This is a genomic window from Candidatus Brocadiaceae bacterium (assembly GCA_012728835.1).
Taxonomy (GTDB): Bacteria; Planctomycetota; Brocadiia; order SM23-32; family SM23-32; genus JAAYEJ01.
Genome location: JAAYEJ010000062.1, coordinates 1 through 25135 on the forward strand (window position 1 = coordinate 1; position 25135 = coordinate 25135).

Sequence of the window (25135 nt, forward strand, 5' to 3'; positions counted from 1 at the left end):
GACGTCCAGCGCCGGACCACCCCTGGCGCCAAGGCTACCAGAACATGCCCGCGCATTTATAGCTGCGGCAACAACCGGACATTTCTATCTGCCGTGTATAGCGGACATTTCTATCTGCGGTTGACAGCATGAACTGGCTACGGTGTCAACCGCAGATAGAAGTGTCCGGTCTTCGGCGGATAGAAATGTCCGCTTTCCTTCGGGTGGAAGGAGAGCGGATGGAGGGAGACCGGACATTACTATTCGCGTATGACACCCCGCGCGACGACGGGAGCGCTCGAACGGCCGGAGCCCGCCGGGAACGCGGCCGATTCCGGCGGTCAGTCTTCGGCGGCCTCGATCTCGGCCTCCCAGGCATGGTAGAAGGCCATGAGTTCGTGGCGGCCCAGCACGCCGACGACCCGCTGGGACTCGGCGTCCAGCACAGGCAGTTCGTCATACTCGGACTGCGCGAAGCTCAGCATCGCGGTCGACAGGTCGCTGTCCGTGCGCAACGGTTCCGCGTCGCGCACAACCACGTCCTTGACGATGATCAGCCGCGCGGCGTCCCTGTCGTAGAGGAGCGGCCGGACCTGGTTCAGGCCGAACATGCCGTAGTAGTCCCCCCGTTCGTCCAGGACCGGGAAGACGGTCTGCGCCGTGGATGGGATCAGGTCCATGACGTTCGACAGAGGGGCGTCAAACGGGAACGTGACGACCGGCCCCCCGCCCGGCGTCCACACTTCGCTGACCCTGTGGCCTCGGACGACGCTGAAGACGAAATCGCCCTGGTGCGCCGGCGAGTAGAGGCGCGACGGCACCTGTTCATGGTAGATGGACCAGCCGCGGCTCAGCAGGTAGGCGATGGCGGCCACCCACATCGCCGGGATCAGCAGCTCGTAGCCGGCGGTCAGCTCCGAGACCATGATGATCGTGCTCAGCGGCACCTTGGCCGCCGCCGTGAAGAAGCCCGCCATGCCCAGGATGACAAAGACGTCCGGCCGCACGACCAGCCCGGGCATCCACTGCTGGAGCAGCAGGCCCACCGCCCCGCCCAGAGTGCCGCCGATGACCATGCTGGGGCCGAAGATGCCGCCTGAGCCGCCCGCCCCGATCGTTAGGGCCGTCGTCACGATCTTGCCCAACCCGATGGCCGTCAGGATCACCAGGGCCGGCCTCAGGCCGTACTGGAATTCGCCGGCCAGCAGCCTCTGAAGGATGCCGTAGCCGAAGGACAGCACGTCCAGCGAATCCTTCTGTGCGACCGGCCCGAGGCCGGCCAGCCCATAGAAGAGGCCCAGCGCGAAGAGGCCCGTCAGAAACGCACCGAGCGCCGGCCGAATATGCGCGCGCACGTGCACGCGCTTGAAAACCCTCTGCGCCCCGTAGAAGCACCGCACGTACAGGAACGACGCGACGACCATGCAGCCCGCCAGCAGGGCGAGCGGAGCGAGCAACAGCGGGTTGTCGAACACCAGCCCCGGCTGAACGGCAAGAAGCGGCGAGAAACCGGACGGGCTGCCGAAACCGTAGGTCGTTACGAAGCCGAAGACACAGTAGGCGACGGTGCACGAGATGAACGCCGGGATCAGGGCTTCGGCCTCGAAGTCCTCGTCCCTGTAGAGGACCTCGATGGCAAAGATGGCCCCGGCCAACGGCGCCTTGAAGATGGCGGCGATCCCCGCCCCCATGCCTGCGCATAGCAGCATGCGCCGTTCGCGTGCGGAGAGCTTCAGCAGGCGGGCCAGATACGAGCCGAACCCGGCGCCGATCAGGGCGATCGGACCCTCGCGGCCCCCCGAGCCGCCGGTGCCGAGCGTCAGGGCCGAACAGACGATCTTCACCAGCGGAACGACCGGCCGGATGATGCCGCGGCCCCGGTGGTAGGCGCGGATGGCCGCGTCTGTCCCGTGCCCCTCGGCTTCCGGGGCGACTGTGTAGACGATCCACCCCGAGACCAGCCCCCCCAGGGCGACGATCACCAGGATCAGCCACGGAACGAGGCGGCCGAAGGCGGGCCGAACCTCCGAGAAGATGTCCCACTCCCCCGCCGGCCCGCCGGGACGATAGCCTGCGATGAGTTCCAGGCCGTACCGGAGCACGACGTGCGACAGCAGTTGGAAGGCCACCGCCCCCAGCCCCGCCACCACGCCGACCAGCCCGGCCAGCAGGACGACCCGTCCGACCCAACGCAAGTGCCCCGGCTCAGGATGCAGCACCCCCAGACGTCGCAGCGCAGCAGCCATCCCCCCGCACCCTGGTCCCTTCCGGCCCGCCATCAGAACAGGAACACCCGCTCGGCACCGGTGCCATTAGAATGCCCCGGCGCGCAGGTTTCAAGCATCGCCCTTGCGCGTTGATATTCGCGCTTGTCTGAGGCTATGCTGATGCCACGTCGTATCTCCCCGATGGCCACGGAAGGAGCGGTGTGCATTGAGCGCGGCGGCCAACCTACGGCACGAAGCGGCGTCTGAGCAGCAGGTCTCCATCCTGATCCCGACCTTGAACGAGGCCGAGAACATCGACCTGCTGCTGACGCGGCTGTTCGCCGTCGTTGACCCGGAGGGTCCGGTGGCCGAGATCGTGTTCGCCGACGGCGGGTCGACCGACGGCACGCAGGACCGGGTCGCCCGATGGGCCGGCGACCATGCCGTCCGGCTCGTGCAGTGCGACTCCCATCGGGGCCTGTCCGGCGACGTTCTGCAGGCGGCGGAGGCCGCCTCCGGCCAGGTCGTCGTGGTGATGGACGCCGATCTGAGCCACCCGCCCGAAGCGATTCCGTCCCTGGTGGCGCCGCTGCTCGACGGCACGCATGACATGGCCGTCGGCAGCCGATACGTGCCCGGAGGCGGCACGCCCGACTGGCCGTGGACCCGCCGCCTGTCCTCTCGTGTGGCCACGGCACTGGCCTGGCCTCTGGTGAGCGTGCGCGACCCGATGTCGGGTTTCTTCGCGGTTCGGCGCGACCACCTGCTCGAACTCGGGCAGACGGCCGCGGGCTTCAAGATCGGCTTGACCGTGCTCTCCCAGGGCGACGACGCGCTGCGGGTCAAGGAAGTGCCGATCGTGTTCCACGACCGAACGGTGGGCCGTTCGAAGTTCGGTCTGCGGGAGATCGGCACGTACCTGGCGCAGTTGCTGGCGCTGGCGGGCGCTTCCGTGCCGGGCGGGTCCGGCGGAGCGCTCCTAACGGTGGGGCTCATCGCACTCGCTGTCGATCTGGCGGTCTTCAACCTGCTGCTGACGCTGGGGCTTGGCAGGGCGGCCGCCCATCTGGCGGCGTTCGCGGCCGCCACGCTGCCGTGTGTCCCGGCGGCGCGCGGGGCGTTCGGCGGGCCTGCCGGCGGGGAGGGCCCGGCCCGGCCGCCCGGCGGGCGTTTCCTGGGCGTCTGGCTTTTGGCGGCGGTTCTGCGCGGCGTGGTCCTGGAGGCCTTCGTCGACGCCCTGCGCTGGTCACCCCGGGCGGCCATCCTGCCGGCGGCCGCCGCGGGCATGGCCGTCGGTCTTGTCGGGGGCATGTTCTTCGTGTTCCCGGCCGCCGCCGACGGGGCGCGGCCGGCCACGCGCTGGCGGGTGTTTGCCCTGTGCATGGCCGGCTACGGGCTGCTGCTGCGGCTGGCGCTGGCTGGGGCCACGGACCTTCTGCCCGAGGAGGCCTACTACTGGCTCTACGGGCAGCATCTCGACATCGGCTACCTGGACCATCCGCCCATGGTGGCCTGGATGATCCGCCTGAGCACGTGGATCGGCGGGAACAGCGAGTTCTTCGTGCGCCTGCCCGCCCTGCTGTGCTGGGTTGTGATGGCCGGCTTTCTGTACCGGCTGGCCACGAACATGTTCGACCGCACCGTGGGGCTCTGCACCGTGTTCTTTGTGAGCGTTCTGCCGGTCTACTTCGGCATGGGGATGGTCACGCTGCCGGACGCGTCGCTGTTCGCTGCGTGGGCCGCGTGCCTGTACTTTTTCGAGCGGGCGTTGCTGGGCGAGCGCCGGCACGCCTGGTGGGGTGTGGGGGTGTGCTTCGGCCTGGGGATGCTGTCGAAGTACACGATGGGGCTTCTGGGCCCGGCGGCGCTGGTCTTCGTGCTCGTGGATCGTCCCTCGCGCCGCTGGCTCCTGCGTCCCGGGCCGTACGTGGCCGCGTTTGTGGCCGCCCTGGTGTTCAGCCCCGTGATCGTGTGGAACGGCATGCACGAGTGGGCGTCGTTCGCCTTCCAGGGGCCGCGCCGGTGGTCGGGGCATGCAAGGTTCTCGGTGCACTTTCTGCTCGGGGCGATGCTGGGACAGGTGACGCCTCTGGCGTTGATCGGCGTGCCGGCGGCGTTTCTGGGGTCTCGCGCGTCCGGGGACGGCCAGGGGGCGCCGGCCCCGTCCATGGGCGGCCGGCACCGGCTGTTCGCTCTGGTCTTTTCCGTGGTGCCGCTCTCCGTGTTCGTCCTGCACAGCCTGCAGGACGAGCCGAAGTTCAATTGGACCGCCCCCGTCTGGCTGGCCGCCCTTCCGCTGTTCGCGTCGTGCGTGGTGGCCGGGCGAACGCGGCGGCCGGTGCGCCCCTGGGTCGCGACGGCGGGATTCCGCCTGTGGAAGCCCGCGTCCGTCGTCCTGCTGATCTTCTACGGCATAGCCATGTACCACCTGGTGCTGGGCTTGCCGGGGGTGCCCGCGCTCCGCACGATGAGCATGCCGGTTGGCTGGGAGGAGCTGTCTGCCGAGGTGGCGGCGATCGACCGGCGCGTGCAGGCGGAGACGGGGCGGCTGCCGCTGATCGTGGGCCTGGAGAAGTACTCCCTGTCCAGCCAACTGGTGTTCTACGATCCGTCGGGGAGCCGGCGCGGGAGGGTGTCCAGCCGGCATCTGCTGGGTCGGAGCGGTCTGATGTGGGAGTACTGGCAACCGGTGGAGGATGCCGTCGGGAAGACGGCGCTCCTTGTGGGCTTCCGGCGTTCGCACGTCGAGGGGCCGCGCGTCGAGGCTCGGTTCGCCCGGTTGGGCGAAGTCGAGGAGATCGACGTGCGGAAGGCCGGCAGGACCGTCACGCACATCTACTGCCGGGTCGGCTATGACTACTCGGCTGGAGCAGTGCGGATGACGCCCCGTCCGCGGCCGACTGAGGCCGGCCCGTCGGCGGTCGGGCTCAGGTCCCGTCGGACCAGGGCCAGACATCGGATGCCTTGAGTTCGGCCACGACGCCGTCGGTCAGGTTCAGGACGAGGACGACGCCCTCGATGGTGCCCTCTTCGGGCCATTCGGCGGCCATCTTGAGCAGCCGGCGGGTCCAGCCGTCACGCCAGGCGGCCTCCTGCTGCCCGGTCGCCTGGGCGGCGGCGGCCTCGGACAGGACGATCTGCGGGATGGGCACGCGCACGCCGCCGGGCAGATCGAGCGTCATGCTGCAGCCGGCCTGTTCGGCACGGAGCCAGAGTGCCAGGCGGGCGGCCATGGCGCGGTCGCCGGCCTCCTCGGCCATGCCCTGCCAGAGGCGGTACTCGAGTTCCTGGAGGGCGGGGTCAGCGGCCGCCGTGGGGACGGGTTGCGGGCCGGCGTCTTCGAGGGCCTGGGCGGCAGCCGCTTCGCCTTCGGCATCCTCTTCGATCAGATCGGCCAGCATCTCGTCTTCGGGCTCATCCGCTGCGGCCGCGACGTCGGCTCCCTTGCCCTTGCCGGCCGGCTGCGGCTTCTCGGCGCCGTGTCCTACCAGATGGGCCACCCGGGCGGCCAGGTTCTTCTTGCCGCTGGGCCGGGCGCCGTCGCGCCGGCCTCCGCCGAAGTCCTCCCTGACGACCTCCATCTTGCCGCCGCATCCGGGACAGTGGCCGCACTCGCCGATCTCGTCCTCGAACACGGTGACCTTTGTGCCGCATTTTGAGCAGCGCAGCTTCGCCTCACGCGCCATCGTTCATCTCTCCCCGCTTCTTCCGTACTGGTTGTGACGGCGGAGGGACTCCGGCCCACTACTCGTCGTCGTTCCACGGCCAGACGCCGGCTTCCTTGAGTTCCTCGACGACGGAGTCGGTGTGGTTCAGCACGGCGACGATCCCCTCGGTGGTCGGTTCGTCATGCCATTTGACGGCGACGTTGACCAGCCGGCGGGTCCATTCGGCGCGCCACTCGTCCTCGCTGCCGACGGTGAGGGCGGCGGCGGCCGCTTCGGCAGCGATGATCTCCGGGATGCGCATCTCGCGCCCGTCCGGCAGCACCACCGTCATCTTGCACCCGGCCTGCTGCGCCTGGTGCAGGATGTGGAGTCGGGCCACCATGGCCTCGTCGCCGGCGAGCTCGGCCAACCTTCGCCAAACCAGGTAGCTGGCTTCCTTCACGTCTGCAGCCATTGACCTTCCCCTTCTGCCTTGCGATGTGCGGTTACAGGCGAATGCCGAATTCTACTGTCTTCGGGCGCCAATCTCCAGCGATTTCCGCCGATTCCGGCCGTCCTGCGGCTATGACAGGAAGTCGAGGGTGACCAGCCGGGCAGCGGCCCCGTCGGCCATCACTGCCCGGTAGACCAGCGCGGCGCAGGCCAGGTCCTGTATGGCCAGCCCGGTCGAGTCGAAGACCGTGATGTCGTCGTCGGACTGCCGTCCCGGTGTGCGCCCGCAAACGACCTGCCCGAGTTCGCCGTGCAGGTCGTCCCGGCCGAACAGCCCCTGGGAGACGGGCACGTTGATCTCGCCGCCGTGGGAGGCCTGCTCCCATTCGTCGATGACCACGCGGGCGGATCGGATGATGGCAGCGTCCAGCTCCTGCTTGCCGGGGGCGTCGGCGCCGATGGCGTTGATGTGTGTGCCGGGCCGCACCTGGTCCCGCATCACGATGGGCTTGCGCACCGGAGTGACGGTCACGACGATGTCGGCGACGGCCAGAGCGTCATCCAGGGGGCAGGCGGCGGCCTCGATGCCGTGCCGGGCGGCGCTCTGCCGGGCAAGCTCCTCGGCCCGCTCCCGATTCACGTCGCAGAACAGGGCGCGCTCGATCGTGGGCACCGTGACCATCAGCGCGGCGAGTTGCGTCTGCGCCTGACGGCCGGCGCCCACCAGGCACACGACGCGGCTGTCCGCGCGGGCCAGGTACTTCGCCGCCACGCCGCCGGCAGCGCCGGTGCGCATGGCCGTCACGAGCGTGCCGTCCATGATGGCCAGCGGATAGCCCGTCTCCGGGTCGAACAGGCTGATCGTGGCCATGACGGACGGCAGGGCCGTGTTCCCCGGATGGACGTTCACGTTCTTGACGGCGGCCAGGCCCAGGTCCGGCTCGTAGGACGGCATGACGCGCAGGTCGCCCTTCTCGAACAGCAGGTAGGACTTCGGGGGCATCTGGACCTTGCCCTCGCCGTATGCCCGAAAGGCCGCCTCGACCGCGGCCACGGCCTGCTGCATGGAGAGCACACGTGACACATCCGACTGGGGGATCAGGTACGTACGCATGCCGGCCATCATGACCTCCAAAGCAGAGTCCGTCGAATGGGGACAGTGCGGACATCATAGGGCAGACAAGCGGCGAGTTCAAGCGGCTGAGACCGGCCGCGAGCCGGGCGTGCGGGTGGGGATGGCGCCAAAAAGGACGGGCGGGCCTGAGAAGCAACGACCGCCCCCGCGTCGTGCGTTCCCCGACCCGCCCTCCTCCACCGCACTCGGTCGCCCCCGCAAGGACGATCGCCCGCCGAGCACCGAGGTCCATCTGAGGCGCGGCATCCTGTGTGGGACACCGAGTACAGAGCATACGCGCCGGGTGCCCGCCGCTCAATCGGGAAAACCCGCAGATGCGACGGTGGAATCCCTGAGTGGCACGCCGAGCCGGAAGGCGCGGTCAGGGGCCGATCCAGACGGGACTGGCCCAGGCCATCTGCCCGTCGCGCTGGCGGGCGCGCACGTAGTAGAAGCAGAACGGGTGCGGGCAGTATCGGGCGGCCGGCATCCAGAGGCCGCCCAGCGGGGCGTCGTCCACCCAGGTCAGCTCGCAGTCCGGGGCCTCGACCGCGTGCGTGTGGACCACCGTGTTATTGCGGACGATCTGGATCCACTCCAGGGGTGCGGTCGCGTGGCAGCGTACGTCCAGGGTGCGCCGCCCGTCCAGCGCGCCGTCTTCCGCCAGGCTCAGCTCGGAGCCGAGCGGGCGGCCGGAGAGCGTGTAGTCCAGCAGGATGCGCGGCCCGGTCGTTGCGATGACGCGCCGCTGCCACAGGCCGTCCCAGATGGCCTCGCGCGTGCATGCGGCGGCCAGCACGCAGGTCAGGCCGACCATGCGCCACTCGTCCCCCAGTTTGTGGGGGAACTCGGTGCCGGCGTGGCCCTCGTGATCGTCGCCTCCGCCGGTGAAGCCGACCCGCCAGCCGGCCGCCAGGGCGTTGCGCACGTAGCCCTGCCGGAACGGCGCGGGGTCCGAGCGCTGCGGCAGCGGGTTGCCGTCCTCTTCGGAGCACTCATAGCAGCCGAGTATCTGGTAGATCTCCACCAGCCGCTCGTGCACCGGGTCGTGGTCCTTCCAGTCGCAGGGGTTTCCGCTTCGGGCGGTGTGGTGGGGCATGACCAGCGCCGCTTCGTCCTGCAGCGCGGCGAACAGGTCGGGCGGGGACGGGTAGTCGGCGTCGTCGGCGCGGTACATCGGGCGGTCGTCGTGCAGGAAGTAGACGTTGCGGTCTCCATCGCCGTTGCGGCGCCAGCGCGCCCACTCGTAGCCCAGGAAGGTCACGAACGCGCCCGGATCGTGCCACCGTCTGACGGCGCGGCACGTCGCCTGCCAGAAGCCATCGGGGTGCTCGCTGCGGCTGTCGTGGTCGCCGGTGGCGCCGAAGTCGAGCCCCGCCTCGCGGCGGAGCTGGTGGAAGTAGGCGTCCAGCGACTCGCGTCCGTCGGACATCTCGGTGTGCGCGTGCAGGATGCCCCAGTGCGGGCGCAGGGCCGGCCGGGAGTCGGCACAGACGATGGGGTTGGCCTCGGCCGTCCACCCGCCCGGCCCGGCGGCGACGCGCAGGCGGTGCACGCCCTCGTGCGGCAGCACGACGTGCAGGCGCAGGCAGGACGACTCCGGGACCGCCTCGGCGCGTGCATCGAGCGCCCGGCCGTTCAGCGAGACCCGTCCTCCGTCCAGCCGTTCGGGCGAGAGATTGCTGTGCTCGTCCTCCGGGCGCACCAGGACAACGATCTCCTGCCCGGGCCGCGCGTGCGACGGCACGTAGGCGCGGACATGATGGATCGGGCCGCCGAGCACGTGCATGCTGCAGGCGGCGACGATCCGTCCGCCGTTGGCCGGGTTCCACTGGTTCGGACGGTCGTTCTCGTCCTGCGCCTCGTACAGGACCACGAACTTGTTGAGCGCGCGCATGGTGGGCATGCGGGCGCCGGGGCCGCCGCCGGACCGGTCGCCCACGACGAGCGTGAGCACCTCGCCCGCCCGAAGGGCCCTCTCCGGCCGCGCCAGGGTGTAGTAGCTGCGCGCCTCATCGGGGGTGAGCGGAACCGGTGCGCCGTCCGGCCCCTGCAGGGAGACGTAGCCTTCGCCCCGCGGGTCGGCTGCCTGATCGTCGGCGAAGCCCGGCCGGGCGTTGCGGCCGCCGCCGGTCTGGAGCTTCAGGAGGGTCTCGGGGGCGACGTCGCGTGCGAGTTCCAGCGGCAACCGCCAGGTGCCGCGCTCGCCGGCCAGGCCGAACGGCGGGTCGGCGTGGCGCAGCGGCACGGACTCGGGGATCCTGATCGGCCGCGTCCAGCGCGGCAGGAAGCCGGCCTCCACCATCGGCATCGTCAATCCTCCACAGGAAGCGGGCGCACGCGAGCACGCGCCCGTCACTTGAGCCATTCGAACAGCCGGTAATGCTCCCCGTCCATGCCCATCGCCTCGTAGGCGCGGCGGGCGGTCAGGTTGTCGGCAGCCACGTAGAGCCGGATGCCGGCAAGGGTCCCGTCGTGCTCGACGAGCGTACGCAGGTGGGCGTAGAGGGCGCCGAACACGCCCGTGCGGCGGTGGGCCGGGAGCACGTACAGGGACTGGATCCACCAGACCCAGGCGTTGCGCCAGTCGGACCATTCGGGGGTGACCAGCAGCACGCCGACGGTCTGGCCGTCCGTCTCGGCGATCCAGTACCGCCCCCGGGTCGGGTCATCGAGGACGGCCCGCACGCCGGCGGCGACCGTGGCGGCGTCCAGCCGGATGCGTTCCGTCTCCCAGGCCATCGCCCTCTGGGAACGTGCGATCGCCTCGGCGTCCTCGGCTCGCGCGGGCCGGACCTGCATTGCGGGGTCTGCCTCCGGGGATGATGTGTCGGTTGGCGAGGTGATCCGTCGGGTTAACGGGAATCGGGGCAGCCGGCGGCCTTCAGCGGCGTGCGCCCGGCGGCCGGCCGGACGAGCAGGCGCTCGAACGTCTCATCGGGCAGGCGGCCCAGGGTGCGCGCCAGCACGTAGACCACCGCAATGCTGAAGAGCACCCGCCCCACGAGCACTCCCCCGACGTGCGCGCCGATGGCCATCATGAGCAGCGTGTCCTCGATGAGGCTGTGCGAGAGGCTCAGCAGCGCGAGCGAGAAGAACACGTCGCGGCCCGAGAGCCGGCCGGAACGCGACTCCCGGATGATGAGTCCCCCGCCGTAGGTCAGCCCCAGCGTCATGCCGATGATGGTCAGGGGTGTGGCGTTTTCGCTGAGCCCGAGCCTGTGCAGCAGCGGCGTGAGCGGGCGGATGAGGATGTCGATGACGTGCAGCCGTTTGAGCACCCGCAGCAGCACGAGCAGCGTCAGGATGATCACGAAGATCATGGCCAGGTTCCGAACCTGGGCCACGGTCCAGGCCGCCCAGGACGGATCCGGCGCGGACGGCTTCAGCAGAGGATTGCTCTGCTGCTGCAGCCACCCGAAGGCGGTGCACGTGCGGTGCACGATCCACCCCAGCGCCAGGGCCGCCAGCACGCGGAGCGGCCCGATCGCGCGCAGCCGCGAGCCGGCCTTCTGCGCCACGCGCAACTCCACCGGCAGCCCGTGCGCAATCAGGATCATGCAGCCGAGCACCGTCACCTGGGCGACCGTTAGCGAGGCCGCCGGTGCCAGCGACGCGAAGACGATCATCGACCCGTACATGTTGATCAGCATCGCCGTCGCCCAGACCAGGCCCATGCTGCCCGGCAGGCCCACGGCACCCATGACGGGGCTGAGCGCCTCGCCCAGGAGCAGGATCGCCCCGGTCTGCTCGAGGATGCGGGTCAGGAGCAGGACCGGCACGAGCACCTTCGCCAGGGTCGAAAAGGTCTCGAACGCATCCCGGAAGACCTGGATGGCCGCATGCGCCGGGCGCGATGCCTGCACGTCGACAGGAGTGCTCACGGAGGAACCGCCGTTTTCCGGACAGGATGGACCCTCGGGCGGGGCGGGACCGGCCCGTTGCGCACGGCCCTGCCTCACGGGGGATGTCACGACGATGGTCCCGGCCCGTCCTGCCGTCCGATGTCCGGGACGCGTCCGGCCGGGGCCACCCCGACCCCACCCTCTATAACAGACGCGCATGGGCCTGTCAACGGCGGTTCGGGCAGGCGATCGACTTGCGGCGGAAGGCGGTTTCTGATAGCCTCGGGGGTTCCTGCAACGACGCGGCCTCCGCGCGGCGTTTCCGGCGTCCTCACTTCCTGAAGCGTTCCCGCCGGTCACCACGGGGCCGCCGTGCGCCATCGAACGGCGGGCCGCGCCGCCCGCAGCCCAGAGAGGAGACTCGCAGTGAGAGTCGGCATCATCGGCGCCCGAGGGGCCGGAAAGCGGACCGTCTTCGAGGCGCTCACGCGGCTGTTCGGGCCCGGGGGGCACAGCGGCGAGAGCCGCATCGGCACGGTCAACGTGCCGGACGCGCGTCTGGACGTCCTCAGCGCCCTCTACAAGCCCCGGAAGACGACCCCCGCGCAGATCCAGTATTTCCTGCCCGCCGTCCGGGGCCAGGAGAGCGACCGCGACCAGGACGAAGGCATGTACGCCCAGGTGCGCGACTGCGACGCGCTGATCGCCGTCATCCTCAACTTCCGCGGTGAGGGCAGTGACGAGGGAACGATCGAGGACCGTTGCAGGAAGCTGGACGAGGACATGATGTTCGCCGACCTGGTGACCGTCGAGAAGCGCCTGGAGCGCATCGAACTCGATCGGCAGCGGGGCCGGCGCTTCGACGCGCAGGAGTGGGAGGCGCTCAAGGCGTGCAGCGAGAGCCTGGAGCGCCAGGTCCCCATCCGGCGGCTCCCCGAACTGGCCTCCTCGCCCCACCTGCGCAGCTACTCGCTCCTTTCCGCCAAGCCCCTGCTGACCCTGATCAACAACCCCGACGACGCCCCCGAGACGGCCGCCTCGCCCGAGACGGCTGCCTCGCCCGAGGCGGCCGCCTCCGGGGAGGCGGCGGCCGGCGAACGCCGGGCCGTCATCCGCGGACGGCTCGAACACGAACTGGCCCAGATGCCCCCCGAGGAGGCGGCCCTCTACTTCGACGAGTACGGGATCGCCGAGTCCGCCACCCGCCGCGTGATCCGGGAGAGCTACGAACTCGTGGGGCTGATCTCCTTCTTCACCGTCGGCCCGGACGAGGTCCGCGCGTGGACGATCCGTCGGGGGACCTGCGCGGTGGACGCTGCCGGAGAGATCCACTCGGACATCCAGCGCGGCTTCATCCGTGCCGAGGTGGTCGCCTATGACGACCTGATCGCGGCCGGCAGCCACCAGGAGGCCCGCAAGCGCGGCCGGGTGCGCCTGGAGCGAAAGACCTACCCCGTGCAGGACGGCGACATCATCAACGTGGCCTTCAACGTGTGAGGAACGCCGCGACGGGCACCAGCCACCCGATCGGCCGTCGGATCACGCGGGAGAACCTGCGCCGCATCTGCGCGGGCGGCTGCAAGCCCGACCAGTGCTACGAGGCGGCGAGTGACCCTTCCGTCATCTTCGGATGACGCTCCCGGCCGGGCCGGCCGCCGCCTTCGCCCATCGACGGTTGAAGACCCTTCCAACGCCCCGTATGCTCGACCGTACGGCCGTCGGGCCGCTGTACGGAACATGGGAAGACGCGGGATGCGGGGAGGTCGGGGGATGTCGGGCTCAGGGAGGTCGATCACGTGGGCGCTCTGTCTGTCGGTCATCGCCCTTGGGAGCGCGCAGGCGCCGAGCCGCGCCCAGGAGATACTGCCCGAGGGGGTGAAGGTCCAATGGGACCTCGGGCGGGCGCACCGGGAGTCCACGGTGACCCGGGAGCGCCTCTGCGTCAACGGCCTCTGGCGCTGGCAGCCGGCCGGCGAGGACGTCGAGGCCGTTCCGGCGGACGGCTGGGGCTACTTCAAGGTGCCGGGCCCCTGGCCGGGCACGCGCTTCGGCCGGGCCGACGAGTCCCAGCGCGCCTATGCCCATCCCACGTGGGCAGACCTGAACCTGTCCGCGGTCCAGCGGGCATGGTATGAACGCGAGGTCGCCATCCCCGCCGGCTGGGCCGGCCGCCGGATTGAGCTGTGCGCCCAGTATGTCAATGCCTCGGCCGTGGTCTTTGTGGACGGCGAGCGCGCGGGCGAGATCCGCTCGCGCGGGGGCCGCGTGGACCTGACGGACGCCTGCCGTCCCGGCGGGACGCCTCAGCGCCTGTCCATCCTCGTGCGAAAGGGGCCGCGCGGCTTCCGCGGGCTCTGCGGCGACGTCTACCTGGAGAGTACGCCCGCCGGCGAACGGATCGAGGACGTCCGCGTCGAGACGTCCGTGCGCCAGTGGGAGATCGCGCTCGACACGGCCGTCTCGTCCCTGCGCGATGCGGAGACGTATACGCTTGCGGCGGAGATTCGGGATGGCGACGCGGTGGTGAAGCGGATCACGGGCGAGCCGTTCCGCGCCTCGGCGTTGGAGAACGGCCGCCTCGTCGTCCGGGACGCCTGGCGGCCGGACAAGCTCTGGGATACGCACACGCCGCAGAACCAGTACGACCTGACGCTCAGCCTGTTGGACGCCGCCGGCCGGGTCCTGGACGAGTCTCATCCGGTCCGGTTCGGGTTCCGCGAGTTCCGGGTCGACGGACGCGACGTGCGCCTGAACGGCACGCGGATCACCTTCTTCGCCACGCCTCTGGACGTCGGCGAGGTCAGCGCCCATGCCGCCTCGTACCAGACCGCCCTGAAGATGTTCCGCCGCCTGCAGGGCGTCGGCATCAATCTCATGTACACGCACAACTACTCCTGCATCCCGGGGGCCCACATCAGCTTCGACGAGATACTGCGCGCCGCCGATGACGTCGGGATGCTCGTCTCGTTCAGCCAGCCGCAGTTCAACGACTACGACTGGGAGGCGCCCGACGCCGAGGCGACGAACGGCTACGCCGAAGACGCCGCGTGGTACGTGCGCCGCGCCCAGAACCACCCGTCGGTCATCATGTACTCGACGAGCCACAACGCCACCGGGACGTCGCAACAGCAGAATCCCGACTACCTGGACAGCCGCTCGGCGCCCTGGCCCCACCCGGACGACCCGGCCCTTCGGAACGACAACCGCGCACGCCGCGCCCTCCGGGCCGAGGCCATCATCCGCCGCCTGGATCCCTCGCGCCCCGTCTACCATCACTCCTCGGGCAACCTGGGCGGCTTCTACACCCTGAACTGCTACCTGAACTGGGTGCCGATCCAGGAGCGCTCCGACTGGTTCGAGGTCTGGGCGACCCGGGGGCGGAAGCCCCTGTTCCTGGTCGAATGGGGCGCCCCCTACACGGCTACGTGGTCCGACAGGCGCTCGGGCAGCATGACGCCCGGCCGGGGCAGCCGCCAGTTCCAGGTCGAATGGGGCGCGCAGTTCCACGGCGACGCCGCCTATGACCTGACCGACGCCGAGGCCGCCGACCCCAACCGCCGCGACAAGAACTCGCGGAACGTCGCCGGCGTCCTCGCCCTGTTCGTCGCGCAGAACTGGCCCGCCTTCCGGACCTGGGGCGTCCCCTTCACCAACGACTGGAACCTCCACTACACCGTCTTCACGGCGCGACGGGGTGCGTCGGACCCGCAGCCGGTCGTCGACTGGGACGACCTGCAGAAGCCCGGCTACAGCGCCGACTTCATCCGCACCCGGCGGTGGGACCACGGCTACGGCGAGGAGGACTGGACGCCCGACGCCGAGGGCCAGGCGCTCATCCGCTACAACCGCCCGGTGCTCGCCTACATCGCCGGCACGGAGCCGCGCTTTACCAGCCGCGACCACAACTTCCAGCCCGGCGAGACCGTGGACAAGCAGCTCATCGTCATCAACAACTCCCGGCGCGAGACCCTCTGCGAATACGAGTGGTCGCTGGGGCTGCCCACGCCGGTCACCGTCTCCGGCGCCTGCACGGTCCAGACGGGCGAGCACGTCCGCCTGCCGATCCGCGTCGCACTGCCGGCCGCCCTGCCGGCCGGACGCTACGAGTTGACGCTGAAGGCGGCGTTCTCCGGCGGGGAACTCCAGGAGGACGCCTTCGCGATCGAGGTCCTTCCGGAGCCGCCCGCCGTCGGGACGGCGTTGCGGATCGCGGTGCTGGACCCGAATGGGGAGACGCGGGAGCTGCTCTCGCAGATGGACGTGAGCTTCGATTCCGTGACGGCGGACGCCGACCTGGCCGCCTACGACCTGCTGATCGTCGGCAAGCACGCGCTGACCCTCGTCAACCCCCTGCCGGACCTGTCCCGCGTGCAGGACGGGCTGAAGGTCCTCATGTTCGAGCAGAGCAACGAGGTGCTGCAGAACCGGCTCGGATTCCGCACGCAGGAATACGCCCTGCGGAGGGTGTTTCCGAGGATGGCCGGTCACCCCGCCCTGGAGGGCCTCCGTGCCGAACACCTGCGGGACTGGCGCGGGGAAGGCACGACCGTGCCCCCCCGGCTGGCCGTGTCCATGGAGCCGCACGGAGGCTATCCCCGCGTGCAATGGTGCGGCTTCAGCGTGCCGCGGGCGTGGCGCGCCGGTTGTCTGGGCAGCGTGGCGTCCGTGCTGATCGAGAAGCCCTCGGCCGGGGACTTCCTGCCGATCCTGGACGGCGGGTTCAGCCTGCAGTATGCCCCGCTGCTCGAGCATCGGCACGGGGCGGGCCTGATCCTGTTCTGCCAGATGGACGTGACCGGGCGCACACAGCAGGACCCGGCGGCGGCCCGGCTGGCCGGCAACCTGATCCGCTATGTGGGCGGGTGGGAAGCGCCCGTCCGGCGCGGCCTCGTCTACGCGGGCGAGGATGCGGGCAGGGCGCATCTGGCGGCCGCGGGGTTCGAGCCGGCGCCGCCTGGCGCGGACCGCCCGGCGTCCGCCGACGTGCTCGTGACGGGGCCGGGGGCCGGCAAGGAACTGGCGCCGCACGCCGACCGCATCGCCCGGTGGCTGGCGGCCGGCGGCCGGCTGGTGGTCCTCGGGCAGGATGCCGAGGAGATCGGCTCCTACCTGCCTCTGCAGGTCGCCACCGAGACCCGGCGGTACACGTGCGGCGCCCTGGCGCCGCCCTCCCCCGCGGCCGCCGTGGCCGGCATCGGCAGTGCAGACCTGCTCGATCGCGCGCCGCGTGAGCGGCCGCTGATCGCGGACGGCGCACAGACCCTGGCGGACGGCGTCCTGGCACTGGCCGAACACGCCGATGGGCAGGTCGTCTTCTGCCAGCTCGTTCCGTGGCATTTCGACCACCAGGAATCCTACAATGTCAAGCCCACGTTCCAGCGCAGCAGCTTCGCGCTGACGCGCCTGCTGGCCAACATGGGCGTCCGGCCGGCCACGCCGCTGCTGCGGAACCTCTCCAGGCCCCTGCCCCCCAGTTCGATGCTGGACGACGTTCCGGGCGTTGTCTACCTGCAGGCGGGCGACGAACACATCATCCTCCCCTCGACGTGGAAGGGGCTCCCCCTCGGCGAGGAGGAACCGCCGGAGCACTGGAACGAGACGGGGTTCGACGACGGCGCCTGGCGCGACATCCAGGTCCCCGGGTCCTGGGAGGACCAGTTCCCCGACCTGGCCCATCTGAACGGCCAGTTCCTCTACCGGACGGCGTTCGACGTCCCGGCCGAATGGGCGGACCGGGAGGTGACGCTCGTGGTGGGCGCGGTGGATGACGAGGACTGGACCCACGTCAACGGGCAGTTCGTCGGCTCGTTGACACGCCAGACGCACCCGGACGACTACTACTCGGCCGTCCGCTCATACGCCCTGCCCCGCGGCGTCCTGGCCGCCGGGCGGAACACCATTGCCGTGCGAGTCAATGACCTGCGAGGGGCCGGCGGCATGTTCGGCTCGCTGCTGAAGCGACGGGGCGGAACCGACGAACGCTGGCTCTCGGGCCTGTACGTGGACACGCCCGAACTCCAGGACGATCCCTATCGCTACTACTGCTGGTAGGCGGGGATGCTCTGCAGGACGGGCGAGCCCGGAACACGCATGCGACCCTCCGGATCGTGTGCCGCCCGCCCGGCCGGCACGGCGGCCGGCGCCTGAATAGGAATGGACTGCGGCGCTCTGCCGCGCACCGGTCTGCCCCGGGTGCAGGTGAAGAACACCGTCGGAAGGCAGAGCCGGGCTTGACATGGCCGGTCACGGGCATACAATGTCCGGTGAGTCATCGCAGTTGTCGGGAGGACGGGAGGTTCTGGATGGGACTGGCATCCAGCGCCCAGGGGCAGGACAGCCGGATCCTGCAGGCTGAGTCTGCAGAATTCATAGGTCCGATACAGCACAGGAACGGCGCCTGCCCGGCACATACGCGGACGGTTCGTCCGTCGGCCAGCCGCGGGAGGTCGGGCGGGGGCGCCCTTCGAAGCGAACCGGGCGAAGCAGACGGAAGGGGGTTGTACGCACCGCAACAGGAGGGGGAGGGCTGACGATGGCATCCGACGACCATTATCTGACGTGCCTCAACCAGTCGATGGGGCACATCCTGGAGACCGTGAAGCACGGGCTGACGTCGCTGATGGACTCGGTGACCGTTCGGGACGCAACGCTGTGGAACGTCCATCTGATCAGCTACGGGGCGCGGCACCTCTCGGAGGAGAGGAAGGCGGCGCACCCGGAGATCGACTGGGACGCCCTCGGGCAGCTCTCCGGCCGGCTGATCGGCCGCGATCCCTGGTCGGTCGAGCTGAACAACGTGGCGGCCTTCGTGGAGAACGACCTCCCCGCCCTGCGAGAGCGCCTGCAGCGCCTGCTGGCCGCCCGCTGGTCCAAGTAACGCCCGGGCCGGATCAGTCCGCCTGCGACGGGTCGGCCAGCCGGCCCATGAACAGGACGGCGTCCGTCGGCCTGTGCCGGATCAGCAGGATGAAGGGATGGTCGGCGCGGAAGGTCACGGGCGGCGCCGGAGCGGCCCGCAGCCCCATGACCACGACCGTGGCGGCCGCCGCCTCGGTCCCCTGCTCGTTCACGTCCACGAACGCCTTGTGCAGCACGGCAGAGATGCGCAGGTCCCGCCCGCCCGTCATCCCCGAGAAGTCCGCCGACTGCACGCTGAACGCATCGGTCATGCCCATCGCCTCAAGCACCTCGCCCAGGCCGACGGCCCGCGTCAGCTTGAACTTCGGCAGCGTCACGTCCACCTCACGACTCCGCAGTCCCGCCGTCCACTCGGCCAGGGCCTCCGGCGTCAGGGCCGCCTCCAGCGCCGGCAGTCCCCCGCGGCCGCGCGGCAGAAGCACCACCATCGACAGCGCCTCGCCCGCATACGGCAGCTCGAGCACCTGGCACTGCGCAGACTCGCCGTACGCCAGCGACCGCGTCTGACGCATCATCGGCGCCGCCACGCCCTCCTCCGGCGTTGTCCAGAAGACGCCCTCGGTTGTGACGCCCTCCTCGAACGGATGCAGCCAGTCGCCCTTGAAGTAGATGGCGTTGGCCAGCACCAGCCGCGTCAGGGCGTTCAGCACGCCGGCCGGAACGAGGTCCGTGATCCTCTCCCGGGTCTGTTCGGACACCCAGTCGTTGATCTGCTTGCGCGCGGCTTCGGCGGCGTCCACGAAGTCGACCTGGTGAAGCGGCGCGGCGTAGTGCCCGTCCAGCGTCTGCAGGAACTCCGGCACAAAGGCGTAGCCCGACTGTCCCCAGAGCGCGTTGGCGATGCGCAGTTCGCAACCCTCGGCCTCCGTCGCACGCCCGATCTGCTCGATGAGCCGTCCATACGCCGGATGCAGCCGCGCGGCCGGCAGCGTGAAGTGCAGCACGTCCGCCATCTGCGCCGCCGTGTTCCCGGCCGCGCCGGCGTAGGTCATCGCCAGGGCGGTCGAGATGCTGTAGGGCGAGAAGAAGAGGTTGCCCTCCTCGGGCCGCAGCCGCGCGTAGAGGTCCACCGCGAACGCATTGACGCCGGCGGCAACCACAGACGTGTCCGCCGCCGCATCGGCCGCCGCCGCCTGCGCCCGGACGGCCGGCGCCCCGGCCGCAGCCCCCAAAGCCAGGACCGCCAGCAACAGCACCGTCCCGCGCCTCGTCTTCCGTGTCATCGCGTCCTTTCCTTCCGTGCCTTCGGGCTCCGGCCGAACCTCTCCCCGGCGACCGGTCGCTCAGAACTCGATCTCTCCCACGGTCACCGTCTCCTGGGCGCTTCGGAGCCGAAGCGTCAGCGAGCGGCGCTGTTCGTTCGGTCGGCCGTAGTTCAGAAAGACCTCGGCCTGCACCGTGACCGCTCCGGCCAGCTCCGGGGCCGAGCTGCCGTAGTAGTTCGCCTCGATCCTGTAGGACCCGACCATCGCCTTGCGGACGATGTACTCCTCCGGGCCGTAACCGTCCGTGAAGTCCCTCGACAGATTCCCGCCGATCGTCGTCCTCGGATGCCCGTAGTAGGCCTTCTCCCCCGACGGCTCGGTCACCCACAGGTCGATGTCGGTCAGGTCCGCGTCCCAGGTCAGGACGATGCGCACGTCGACGTCCAGCAGCGTGATAAACCGCGCATCCGCCGCGAACTCCCCGACCCCGGCCGCCCGCGCCAGGGGGATCAGCCGGTTGAGTTCCACCAGCGCAACCAGCTCGATCCCGTCGAAGCGGTCCCACTCCCCCGCCACGACCTGCCAGAGCAGGTCGACGGCCCGGGCGTAGTCGCCCTGAGGATCCACGGCCCCGTCCTGCCCCGCGCGGCGTGCCAGCACCAGCGCCAGGTCCCGGTGCGACTGCGGCTCTTCCGGCCGGAACCGCAGCACGTCCTCGAAGACCCGGGCGCTCAGGTCCAACTCGTCCAGTTGGGCCAGCCTGTGGCCGAGCACCCGCAGCAGGGGCGCGCTCTCCAGCTCCAGCTCCGCGACGTTGGACAGCACCTGCATGCCCATCTCGCCGTGGCCGGCCTGGAAGAAGAAGTCCGCGCAGTCCAGGAAGAACGCCGGTGAATCCGCGTAGTCCTGCCGCCGGCCCATGTAGACCGCGACGGCCTCGTCCTGTGGGGCGACGCGGAGCGCCTCCAGGTACGGCGTGCCGGGGTCCCAGGGCTGGATCAAGATCACGGGCTCGGCCGCCCCGGGGGCACCCGCGTCGCCGGCCGGCTCCTCGTCGCCAAGCTCGGCGGCCTCCTCCCGGAGCGAAGCGAGTGCCGCTGTCGGCCGCGCGTCCGCTGCCGCGGCCACAGCCGTCCCACCGCGACCGCCGGGAATCCTGCTAAAGAGGGGCACGTCCGGTTCGGCCCCCTCGGGCTCCCCGGCCGTCGTCTCTGCCGGCTCGTCGCGGAAGCCCGCCGGGTAGACGAACTCCTTTGTGCACCAGGCCACCTTCTCCTGCCAACGCGCCAGTACGTCGTCGAGCTTCGCCTTGCGCTCGGCGGCCTTCGCGCTGACCGTCTCTCGCATCCGTGCCTCGTACTGGGCGCGCATCTCGGGCAGCGACTCGGGCGGGGTGATGCCGTGCTCCAGGTACTGCGCCAGGCTCTCGAGCACGATCAGCGACGTGCCGGGCGTGGCCAGCCCGAACCTCCGGCCGGTCGACAGGATCTCCTCGGCGTTTCCGTCCGGGTCGGCCAGAAGGTCCTGCAGATGGTTCTGCGCCCAGAACCGTGCCAGCAGGTCGCCCTCCACGGCTTCGCCGGCCGAGACGACGTGCCGGGCCGTATGGACGGCCACGCCGTCGACCCCGTAGGTCAGGGCGACCTCCGCAGCGGCGCCCAGCAGGCGGCCGACCACGGTGACCCGCCCCTGCACCGGCGCGTTGTCGCCCGGGTATGCGTCTGCGATCGCGTCGGCGCGCACGGACAGCAGCGCCAAACGGGCCTGGCGCAGGACGGCGACGGCGGCGTGCACGTCAATCCGGCTCAGGTTCAGATACTCGCCGCCCGTGCGCCGGGCCAGGTGCCGCAGGAACGGATGGTCGGCGGCGGCGTCGGACGAGACCGCGTAGACCGGCCGCCCGAACTCCGGCCGGCCGCGGACCCCGAAGTTCCCGTTGCCGTCGGAGAACAGCAGGTAGACGTCCGGTTCGCGCTCGTCGGCCGCCGGGTTCAGGCAGGCGATGTTCGTCCCGCCGTCGTACAGAACCCCTTCGAGGGCGGCCACGAGTTCCGCGCAGTCGCCGTTGCGGATCACATAGGGCCGGGCGGGCGCCGCAGCGTTGCGGAACACCACCAGGTCGGCCTGCACCTCCGTGTCGCGAAGCTCTGCGAAGTAGGCGCGCAGCAGCGCGATCTCCCGGGCGCGGTCCGTCCGTCCGCGCGAGCCCGAGGCGTCCCACAGTATCCGCACACGGCCCGGCGCAGCCTTCGGCGGCCGTTCGGGCTCAGGAGGCACGTCGCGGATGCAGAAGTAGACCTCGCCCCCCGGCGCCGTCTCCACCAGCACGCTCGGCGCCCTCACGTCGGGCAGCAGCAGGACCAGGTCCTCGGCCAGGGCGGCATTCTCCAGGCGGGCCTCGGCCACGAAGCCCTCCTGCCACCGTGCGAAGTCCAGGCCGGCCGGCCCTCCCTGCCGCACGACCGGCATGGCCTCCGCCTTGACCACCTGGACCCGCAGGCGCGCCTCGCCGACCGGTTCCCTGAAGTTCAGCGGCAGGTAGTAGGCCGGCCCGTCCGGCCCGTCCACGACCTCGCTCAGGTACCTCACCATCACGGTGCGGCGGCCCCGGGCCGGGATGGGAAACACCCGGGTCCGGAAGTTGCTGCCCCGCACCCACTCCAGAAGCCCGGGATCGATGCCCTGGCGTACGATCTTCTCGAAGACCTCCCGGCCTTTGCGGCGCTCGACCACCACGCCGTCGACCATGACGCCCTCGACGTCCAGGGCGTAGCCGCTGACGGTCGCGCCCTCCGGCAGGGGGAAGTACAGGTCGCCGGCCAGTGCGCGGTCATGGGGGTTGGCGAACGTCAGCGTCAGGCGTGTCTCCGCGATGGAACCGAAGACGCGGGCCTCGACGTCGACCCGGGAGATCGCCAGGGACGCGGGGCCGGCGGCGCCGGCCGACGCCGCATCGACGAACAGCGCCGGCGGCACCTCCTGTGCGCCGGCCACCGAGCCCAGGAAGACCGCCAGACACGCCATCCGCAATGCCCTCATCGTCCGAACCTCCCGAGTCAGAGTCAGGCCGTGCGCTTCGTGTGCCGCCCATCTTGGATGAGTGGCGACCACCCCGGGTTCCCGGGAATCCCCCCGCTACCGTCGTGGGCCACAATCCTACGAGGCGTCGCCGGCCTCTTCGGGGCTCGGCCGTAAGGGAGCGGACTCCTCGGCCGACGGCCCCTTGACCGGCCACGAGAACGTGAAGGGCCGCCAGATGCTGGCCGGACCATACGTGCGGAAGACGTCCTCGTACTCCATCTGGCCCATCACCCACTGGATGTCGAGCGCCAGCCCCTTGGCGAAGCCGAAGACCGGGCCCGTGGCGAAGCCGACCGGCCCCAGGACGACCGCGTTCAGCGAGTGCAGGACGGGCACCTCGTCGAACCGCTCCCGGTTGGCGCGGTAGTTCTCCGCCGGACAGTCGATGGCGTTGGTCACCGCGCCCGTGACCGTGCCCGTGACCGTGGCGCAGCCGGCTCCTGCGCACAGACCCACTGCGAGCGCGGCGATGGCCATAACGCGGCTCGCGCGACCGATCGTGCTCCGAATCATCCCGCCTCCTCCTGACGATGGACTGAAGTCCCGTGACTCATCAGAGTATCATCCCAGCCGGGCGGATGCACTCGCCGGGCAACGCATCCGCCCCAACGACAATGGGTAGCGCGGCCGTCCTCGGCCGCGGGGAAGCCGGTGCGCGCACACACCCCGGGCGGGGACGACCCGGGCGACCCGGCGTTGGAGGGGCACGCTCCGTCGTGCCCGCTCCTGCAATGACAGGCCGCTGGCCATCCCCGGCCGCGACGGAGCGCGGCCCTCCACCGGCACGCTCCGTCGTGCCCGCTCCCGCAATGACAGGCCGCTCGCCATCCCCGGCCGCGACGGAGCGCGGCCCTCCACCGGCACGCGCCGTCGTGCCCGCTCCCGCAATGACGGGCCGCTCGCCATCCCCGGCCGCGACGGAGCGCGGCCCTCCACCGGCACGCTCCGTCGTGCCCGCTCCTGCAATGACAGGCCGCTCGCCATCCCCGGCCGCGACGGAGCGCGGCCCTCCACCGGCACGCTCCGTCGTGCCCGCCCGGGCAATCCCGGCCGAGACGGCGCCGTTCACCACGTCCTCTTGTGCCGGAGGCCCGGGTCGGGGATAATCCGATGGTCTGCCGGGTGTCGCGGCCCGGCCCCTCCTTTCTGGCCCCCGATCGCTGGGAGTCCTCCGTGTCGCATCTTCTGAGGGACGGCGTCCGGCGCCGCTGGCACGCCGAGGCCGGGTATCGCGAGATACTGAAGCTCGCCGTGCCCCTCATCATCAGCACCAGCGCCTGGAGCGTCCAGCATTTCGTCGACCGCATGTTCCTGGCGTGGTACAGCCCCCAGGCGGTGGCGGCCGCCATGCCGGGCGGCATGGCCAGCTTCGCCGTCCTGAGTCTGTTCATCGGCACGGCCGGGTACGTGGGCACGTTCGTGGCGCAGTACCACGGGGCGGACCGCCCGGAAGAGATCGGCCCGGTCGTCTGGCAGGGCATCTACCTGTCCGCCGCCGCCGCCTGCCTGCACCTGGCGCTCGTTCCCCTGGCGGGTCCGTTCTTCCGCCTTGTCGGCCACGAGCCGGAAGTCCGGGACATGGAGATCGCCTACTTCCAGATCCTCTGCCTCGGTGCCGGACCGGCCGTCGCCGGCAACGCGATATCGGGCTTCTTCGCGGGACGCGGCAAGACGTGGACCGTCATGATGGTGAACGTCCTGGTCACGGCGGTGAACCTGGTCCTGGATTACCTGCTGATCTTCGGCCGCCTCGGGTTCCCTGAGATGGGCATCCGGGGCGCCGCCCTGGCCACGATCATCGCCACGGCGGTCGGGTTGTGCGTCTCCGCGTATCTGCTGATGCTGCCCGAGCACGCCCGGCGCTTCGGGACGCGGTCCGGCCGGCGCTTCCGGCCGGCGCTGTTCCGCCGGCTCATCCGCTTCGGCTTCCCGAGCGGCGTTCAGTTCTTCATCGACTCGGCCGGTTTCACGGCGTTCATCCTGCTGGTCGGGCGCCTGGGCGTCACGGAACTGGCCGCCAGCAACATCGCCATGAACGTCAACACGCTGGCCTTCATGCCCATGATCGGCATCGGCATGGCCGTATCCATCCTGACCGGTCAGCATCTCGGCGCCGACCGGCCGGACGTCGCCGAGCGCGGCGCGTGGTCGGGGTTCCACCTGACCCTGGCGTACATGACGGGCATCGCGACGGCCTACATCCTGCTGCCGGGGGTGTTCCTGGCGCCGTACGCGGCCCGCATGTCGGCCGCCGATGTCGCCCTTCTGCGCCCCACGGTGGTGATCCTGCTCCGGTTCGTGGCCCTGTACTCGCTCTTCGACGGCCTCAACATCATCTTCGCGTCCGTGATCAAGGGGGCCGGGGACACCCGGTTCGTCATGCAGATGATCCTGATGGTGTCGCTGGGGGTGCTGGTCGTGCCCTCCTACGTCGCCCTGCAGGTGCTGGGTCGGGGGTTGTACACCCTGTGGGCGTTTCTGGCGGCGTATGTCATCGTTCTGGGCCTCGTCTTCCTGATGCGGTTCCTGGGGGGCCGATGGAAGTCCATGCGCGTCATCGAGCCGCCGGTGGCGGCTGTGCCTCCCGCCGTCCCGGACGCGCCGACGAGGCAGGTCTGACCGCCTGCCCCTCCCCCCGGCGATTTGCGCGATGGACACGACCCCATTGGGATGGAGGGACGGCGAG

Annotated in this window: 16 protein-coding genes; 6 read left to right on the forward strand and 10 right to left on the reverse strand. The window is 70.5% G+C overall.

Translation table 11 applies throughout. The features are described from left to right. Positions 1-320: 320 nt before the first annotated feature. Complete coding sequence (locus GXY85_09610) at positions 321-2225, reverse strand: chloride channel protein (protein NLW51079.1); 1905 nt, start codon at positions 2223-2225, stop codon at positions 321-323. A gap of 187 nt (positions 2226-2412) precedes the next feature. Between GXY85_09610 and GXY85_09615 the strand changes: the two genes are divergently transcribed. Then, positions 2413-5154, forward strand: a complete 2742-nt coding sequence (locus tag GXY85_09615; GenBank protein ID NLW51080.1) for a glycosyltransferase — start codon at positions 2413-2415, stop codon at positions 5152-5154. Here the strand turns inward: GXY85_09615 and GXY85_09620 are convergent. From GXY85_09620 to GXY85_09645, 6 genes are all read right to left on the reverse strand, one after another. Then, positions 5114-5872 (reverse strand): hypothetical protein, encoded by a 759-nt coding sequence (locus GXY85_09620; protein ID NLW51081.1) that lies wholly within the window; start codon positions 5870-5872, stop codon positions 5114-5116. The genes GXY85_09615 and GXY85_09620 overlap by 41 nt on opposite strands. A gap of 58 nt (positions 5873-5930) precedes the next feature. Next, complete coding sequence (locus tag GXY85_09625) at positions 5931-6308, reverse strand: hypothetical protein (protein NLW51082.1); 378 nt, start codon at positions 6306-6308, stop codon at positions 5931-5933. A gap of 108 nt (positions 6309-6416) precedes the next feature. Beyond that, on the reverse strand, positions 6417-7400 hold the full coding sequence (locus tag GXY85_09630) for an ornithine cyclodeaminase family protein (GenBank protein ID NLW51083.1): 984 nt from the start codon (positions 7398-7400) through the stop codon (positions 6417-6419). A 382-nt stretch (positions 7401-7782) separates the two neighbouring features. Continuing rightward, positions 7783-9711 carry a DUF3604 domain-containing protein gene (locus tag GXY85_09635; protein ID NLW51084.1) on the reverse strand — a complete coding sequence of 643 codons (1929 nt, stop codon included), beginning with the start codon at positions 9709-9711 and terminating at the stop codon, positions 7783-7785. 44 nt (positions 9712-9755) lie between these two features. After that, the gene (locus GXY85_09640; GenBank protein ID NLW51085.1) at positions 9756-10202 is read right to left on the reverse strand and encodes a GNAT family N-acetyltransferase; all 447 of its coding nucleotides are present in this window, start codon (positions 10200-10202) and stop codon (positions 9756-9758) included. Between the two features lie 53 nt (positions 10203-10255). Beyond that, positions 10256-11284, reverse strand: a complete 1029-nt coding sequence (locus GXY85_09645) for a hypothetical protein (protein NLW51086.1) — start codon at positions 11282-11284, stop codon at positions 10256-10258. Between the two features lie 387 nt (positions 11285-11671). Here GXY85_09645 and ychF point away from each other — a divergent pair, with 387 nt between their 5' ends. The 4 genes from ychF to GXY85_09665 all read left to right on the forward strand — a co-directional run bounded on the left by ychF (position 11672) and on the right by GXY85_09665 (position 18122). Next, the gene (gene ychF, locus GXY85_09650; GenBank protein NLW51087.1) at positions 11672-12742 is read left to right on the forward strand and encodes a redox-regulated ATPase YchF; all 1071 of its coding nucleotides are present in this window, start codon (positions 11672-11674) and stop codon (positions 12740-12742) included. Continuing rightward, positions 12739-12879, forward strand: coding sequence for a hypothetical protein (locus tag GXY85_09655; protein NLW51088.1), 141 nt, complete (start codon positions 12739-12741; stop codon positions 12877-12879). The genes ychF and GXY85_09655 overlap by 4 nt, the downstream gene beginning before the upstream one ends. 136 nt (positions 12880-13015) lie before the next feature. Beyond that, positions 13016-17296: a hypothetical protein gene (locus GXY85_09660; protein NLW51089.1), complete on the forward strand. Its 4281-nt coding sequence runs from the start codon at positions 13016-13018 to the stop codon at positions 17294-17296. Between the two features lie 481 nt (positions 17297-17777). Beyond that, positions 17778-18122: a hypothetical protein gene (locus tag GXY85_09665; protein ID NLW51090.1), complete on the forward strand. Its 345-nt coding sequence runs from the start codon at positions 17778-17780 to the stop codon at positions 18120-18122. A gap of 13 nt (positions 18123-18135) precedes the next feature. Here GXY85_09665 and GXY85_09670 read toward each other — a convergent pair whose 3' ends face one another. The 3 genes from GXY85_09670 to GXY85_09680 form a co-directional block, all read right to left on the reverse strand. Further along, positions 18136-19386, reverse strand: coding sequence for a serpin family protein (locus GXY85_09670; GenBank protein ID NLW51091.1), 1251 nt, complete (start codon positions 19384-19386; stop codon positions 18136-18138). A 60-nt stretch (positions 19387-19446) separates the two neighbouring features. Beyond that, a complete protein-coding gene (locus GXY85_09675) occupies positions 19447-22407 on the reverse strand; it encodes a DUF2135 domain-containing protein (protein NLW51092.1) in 2961 nt (986 codons plus the stop codon). A 117-nt stretch (positions 22408-22524) separates the two neighbouring features. Continuing rightward, positions 22525-22962: a hypothetical protein gene (locus GXY85_09680; protein NLW51093.1), complete on the reverse strand. Its 438-nt coding sequence runs from the start codon at positions 22960-22962 to the stop codon at positions 22525-22527. 597 nt (positions 22963-23559) lie between these two features. Between GXY85_09680 and GXY85_09685 the strand changes: the two genes are divergently transcribed. Further along, positions 23560-25068 (forward strand): MATE family efflux transporter, encoded by a 1509-nt coding sequence (locus GXY85_09685; GenBank protein ID NLW51094.1) that lies wholly within the window; start codon positions 23560-23562, stop codon positions 25066-25068. Positions 25069-25135 lie beyond the last annotated feature (67 nt).

What these genes read in the sequence shown, in the direction of transcription:
- GXY85_09610 (NLW51079.1), bottom strand. Translation starts at nt 2,225, where the DNA reads ATGGCTGCTGCGCTGCGACGTCTGGGGGTGCTGCATCCTGAGCCGGGG.
- GXY85_09620 (NLW51081.1), bottom strand. Translation starts at nt 5,872, where the DNA reads ATGGCGCGTGAGGCGAAGCTGCGCTGCTCAAAATGCGGCACAAAGGTC.
- GXY85_09625 (NLW51082.1), bottom strand. Translation starts at nt 6,308, where the DNA reads ATGGCTGCAGACGTGAAGGAAGCCAGCTACCTGGTTTGGCGAAGGTTG.
- GXY85_09630 (NLW51083.1), bottom strand. Translation starts at nt 7,400, where the DNA reads ATGCGTACGTACCTGATCCCCCAGTCGGATGTGTCACGTGTGCTCTCC.
- GXY85_09635 (NLW51084.1), bottom strand. Translation starts at nt 9,711, where the DNA reads ATGCCGATGGTGGAGGCCGGCTTCCTGCCGCGCTGGACGCGGCCGATC.
- GXY85_09640 (NLW51085.1), bottom strand. Translation starts at nt 10,202, where the DNA reads ATGCAGGTCCGGCCCGCGCGAGCCGAGGACGCCGAGGCGATCGCACGT.
- GXY85_09660 (NLW51089.1), top strand. Translation starts at nt 13,016, where the DNA reads ATGTCGGGCTCAGGGAGGTCGATCACGTGGGCGCTCTGTCTGTCGGTC.
- GXY85_09665 (NLW51090.1), top strand. Translation starts at nt 17,778, where the DNA reads ATGGCATCCGACGACCATTATCTGACGTGCCTCAACCAGTCGATGGGG.
- GXY85_09670 (NLW51091.1), bottom strand. Translation starts at nt 19,386, where the DNA reads ATGACACGGAAGACGAGGCGCGGGACGGTGCTGTTGCTGGCGGTCCTG.
- GXY85_09675 (NLW51092.1), bottom strand. Translation starts at nt 22,407, where the DNA reads ATGAGGGCATTGCGGATGGCGTGTCTGGCGGTCTTCCTGGGCTCGGTG.
- GXY85_09680 (NLW51093.1), bottom strand. Translation starts at nt 22,962, where the DNA reads ATGATTCGGAGCACGATCGGTCGCGCGAGCCGCGTTATGGCCATCGCC.
- GXY85_09685 (NLW51094.1), top strand. Translation starts at nt 23,560, where the DNA reads ATGGTCTGCCGGGTGTCGCGGCCCGGCCCCTCCTTTCTGGCCCCCGAT.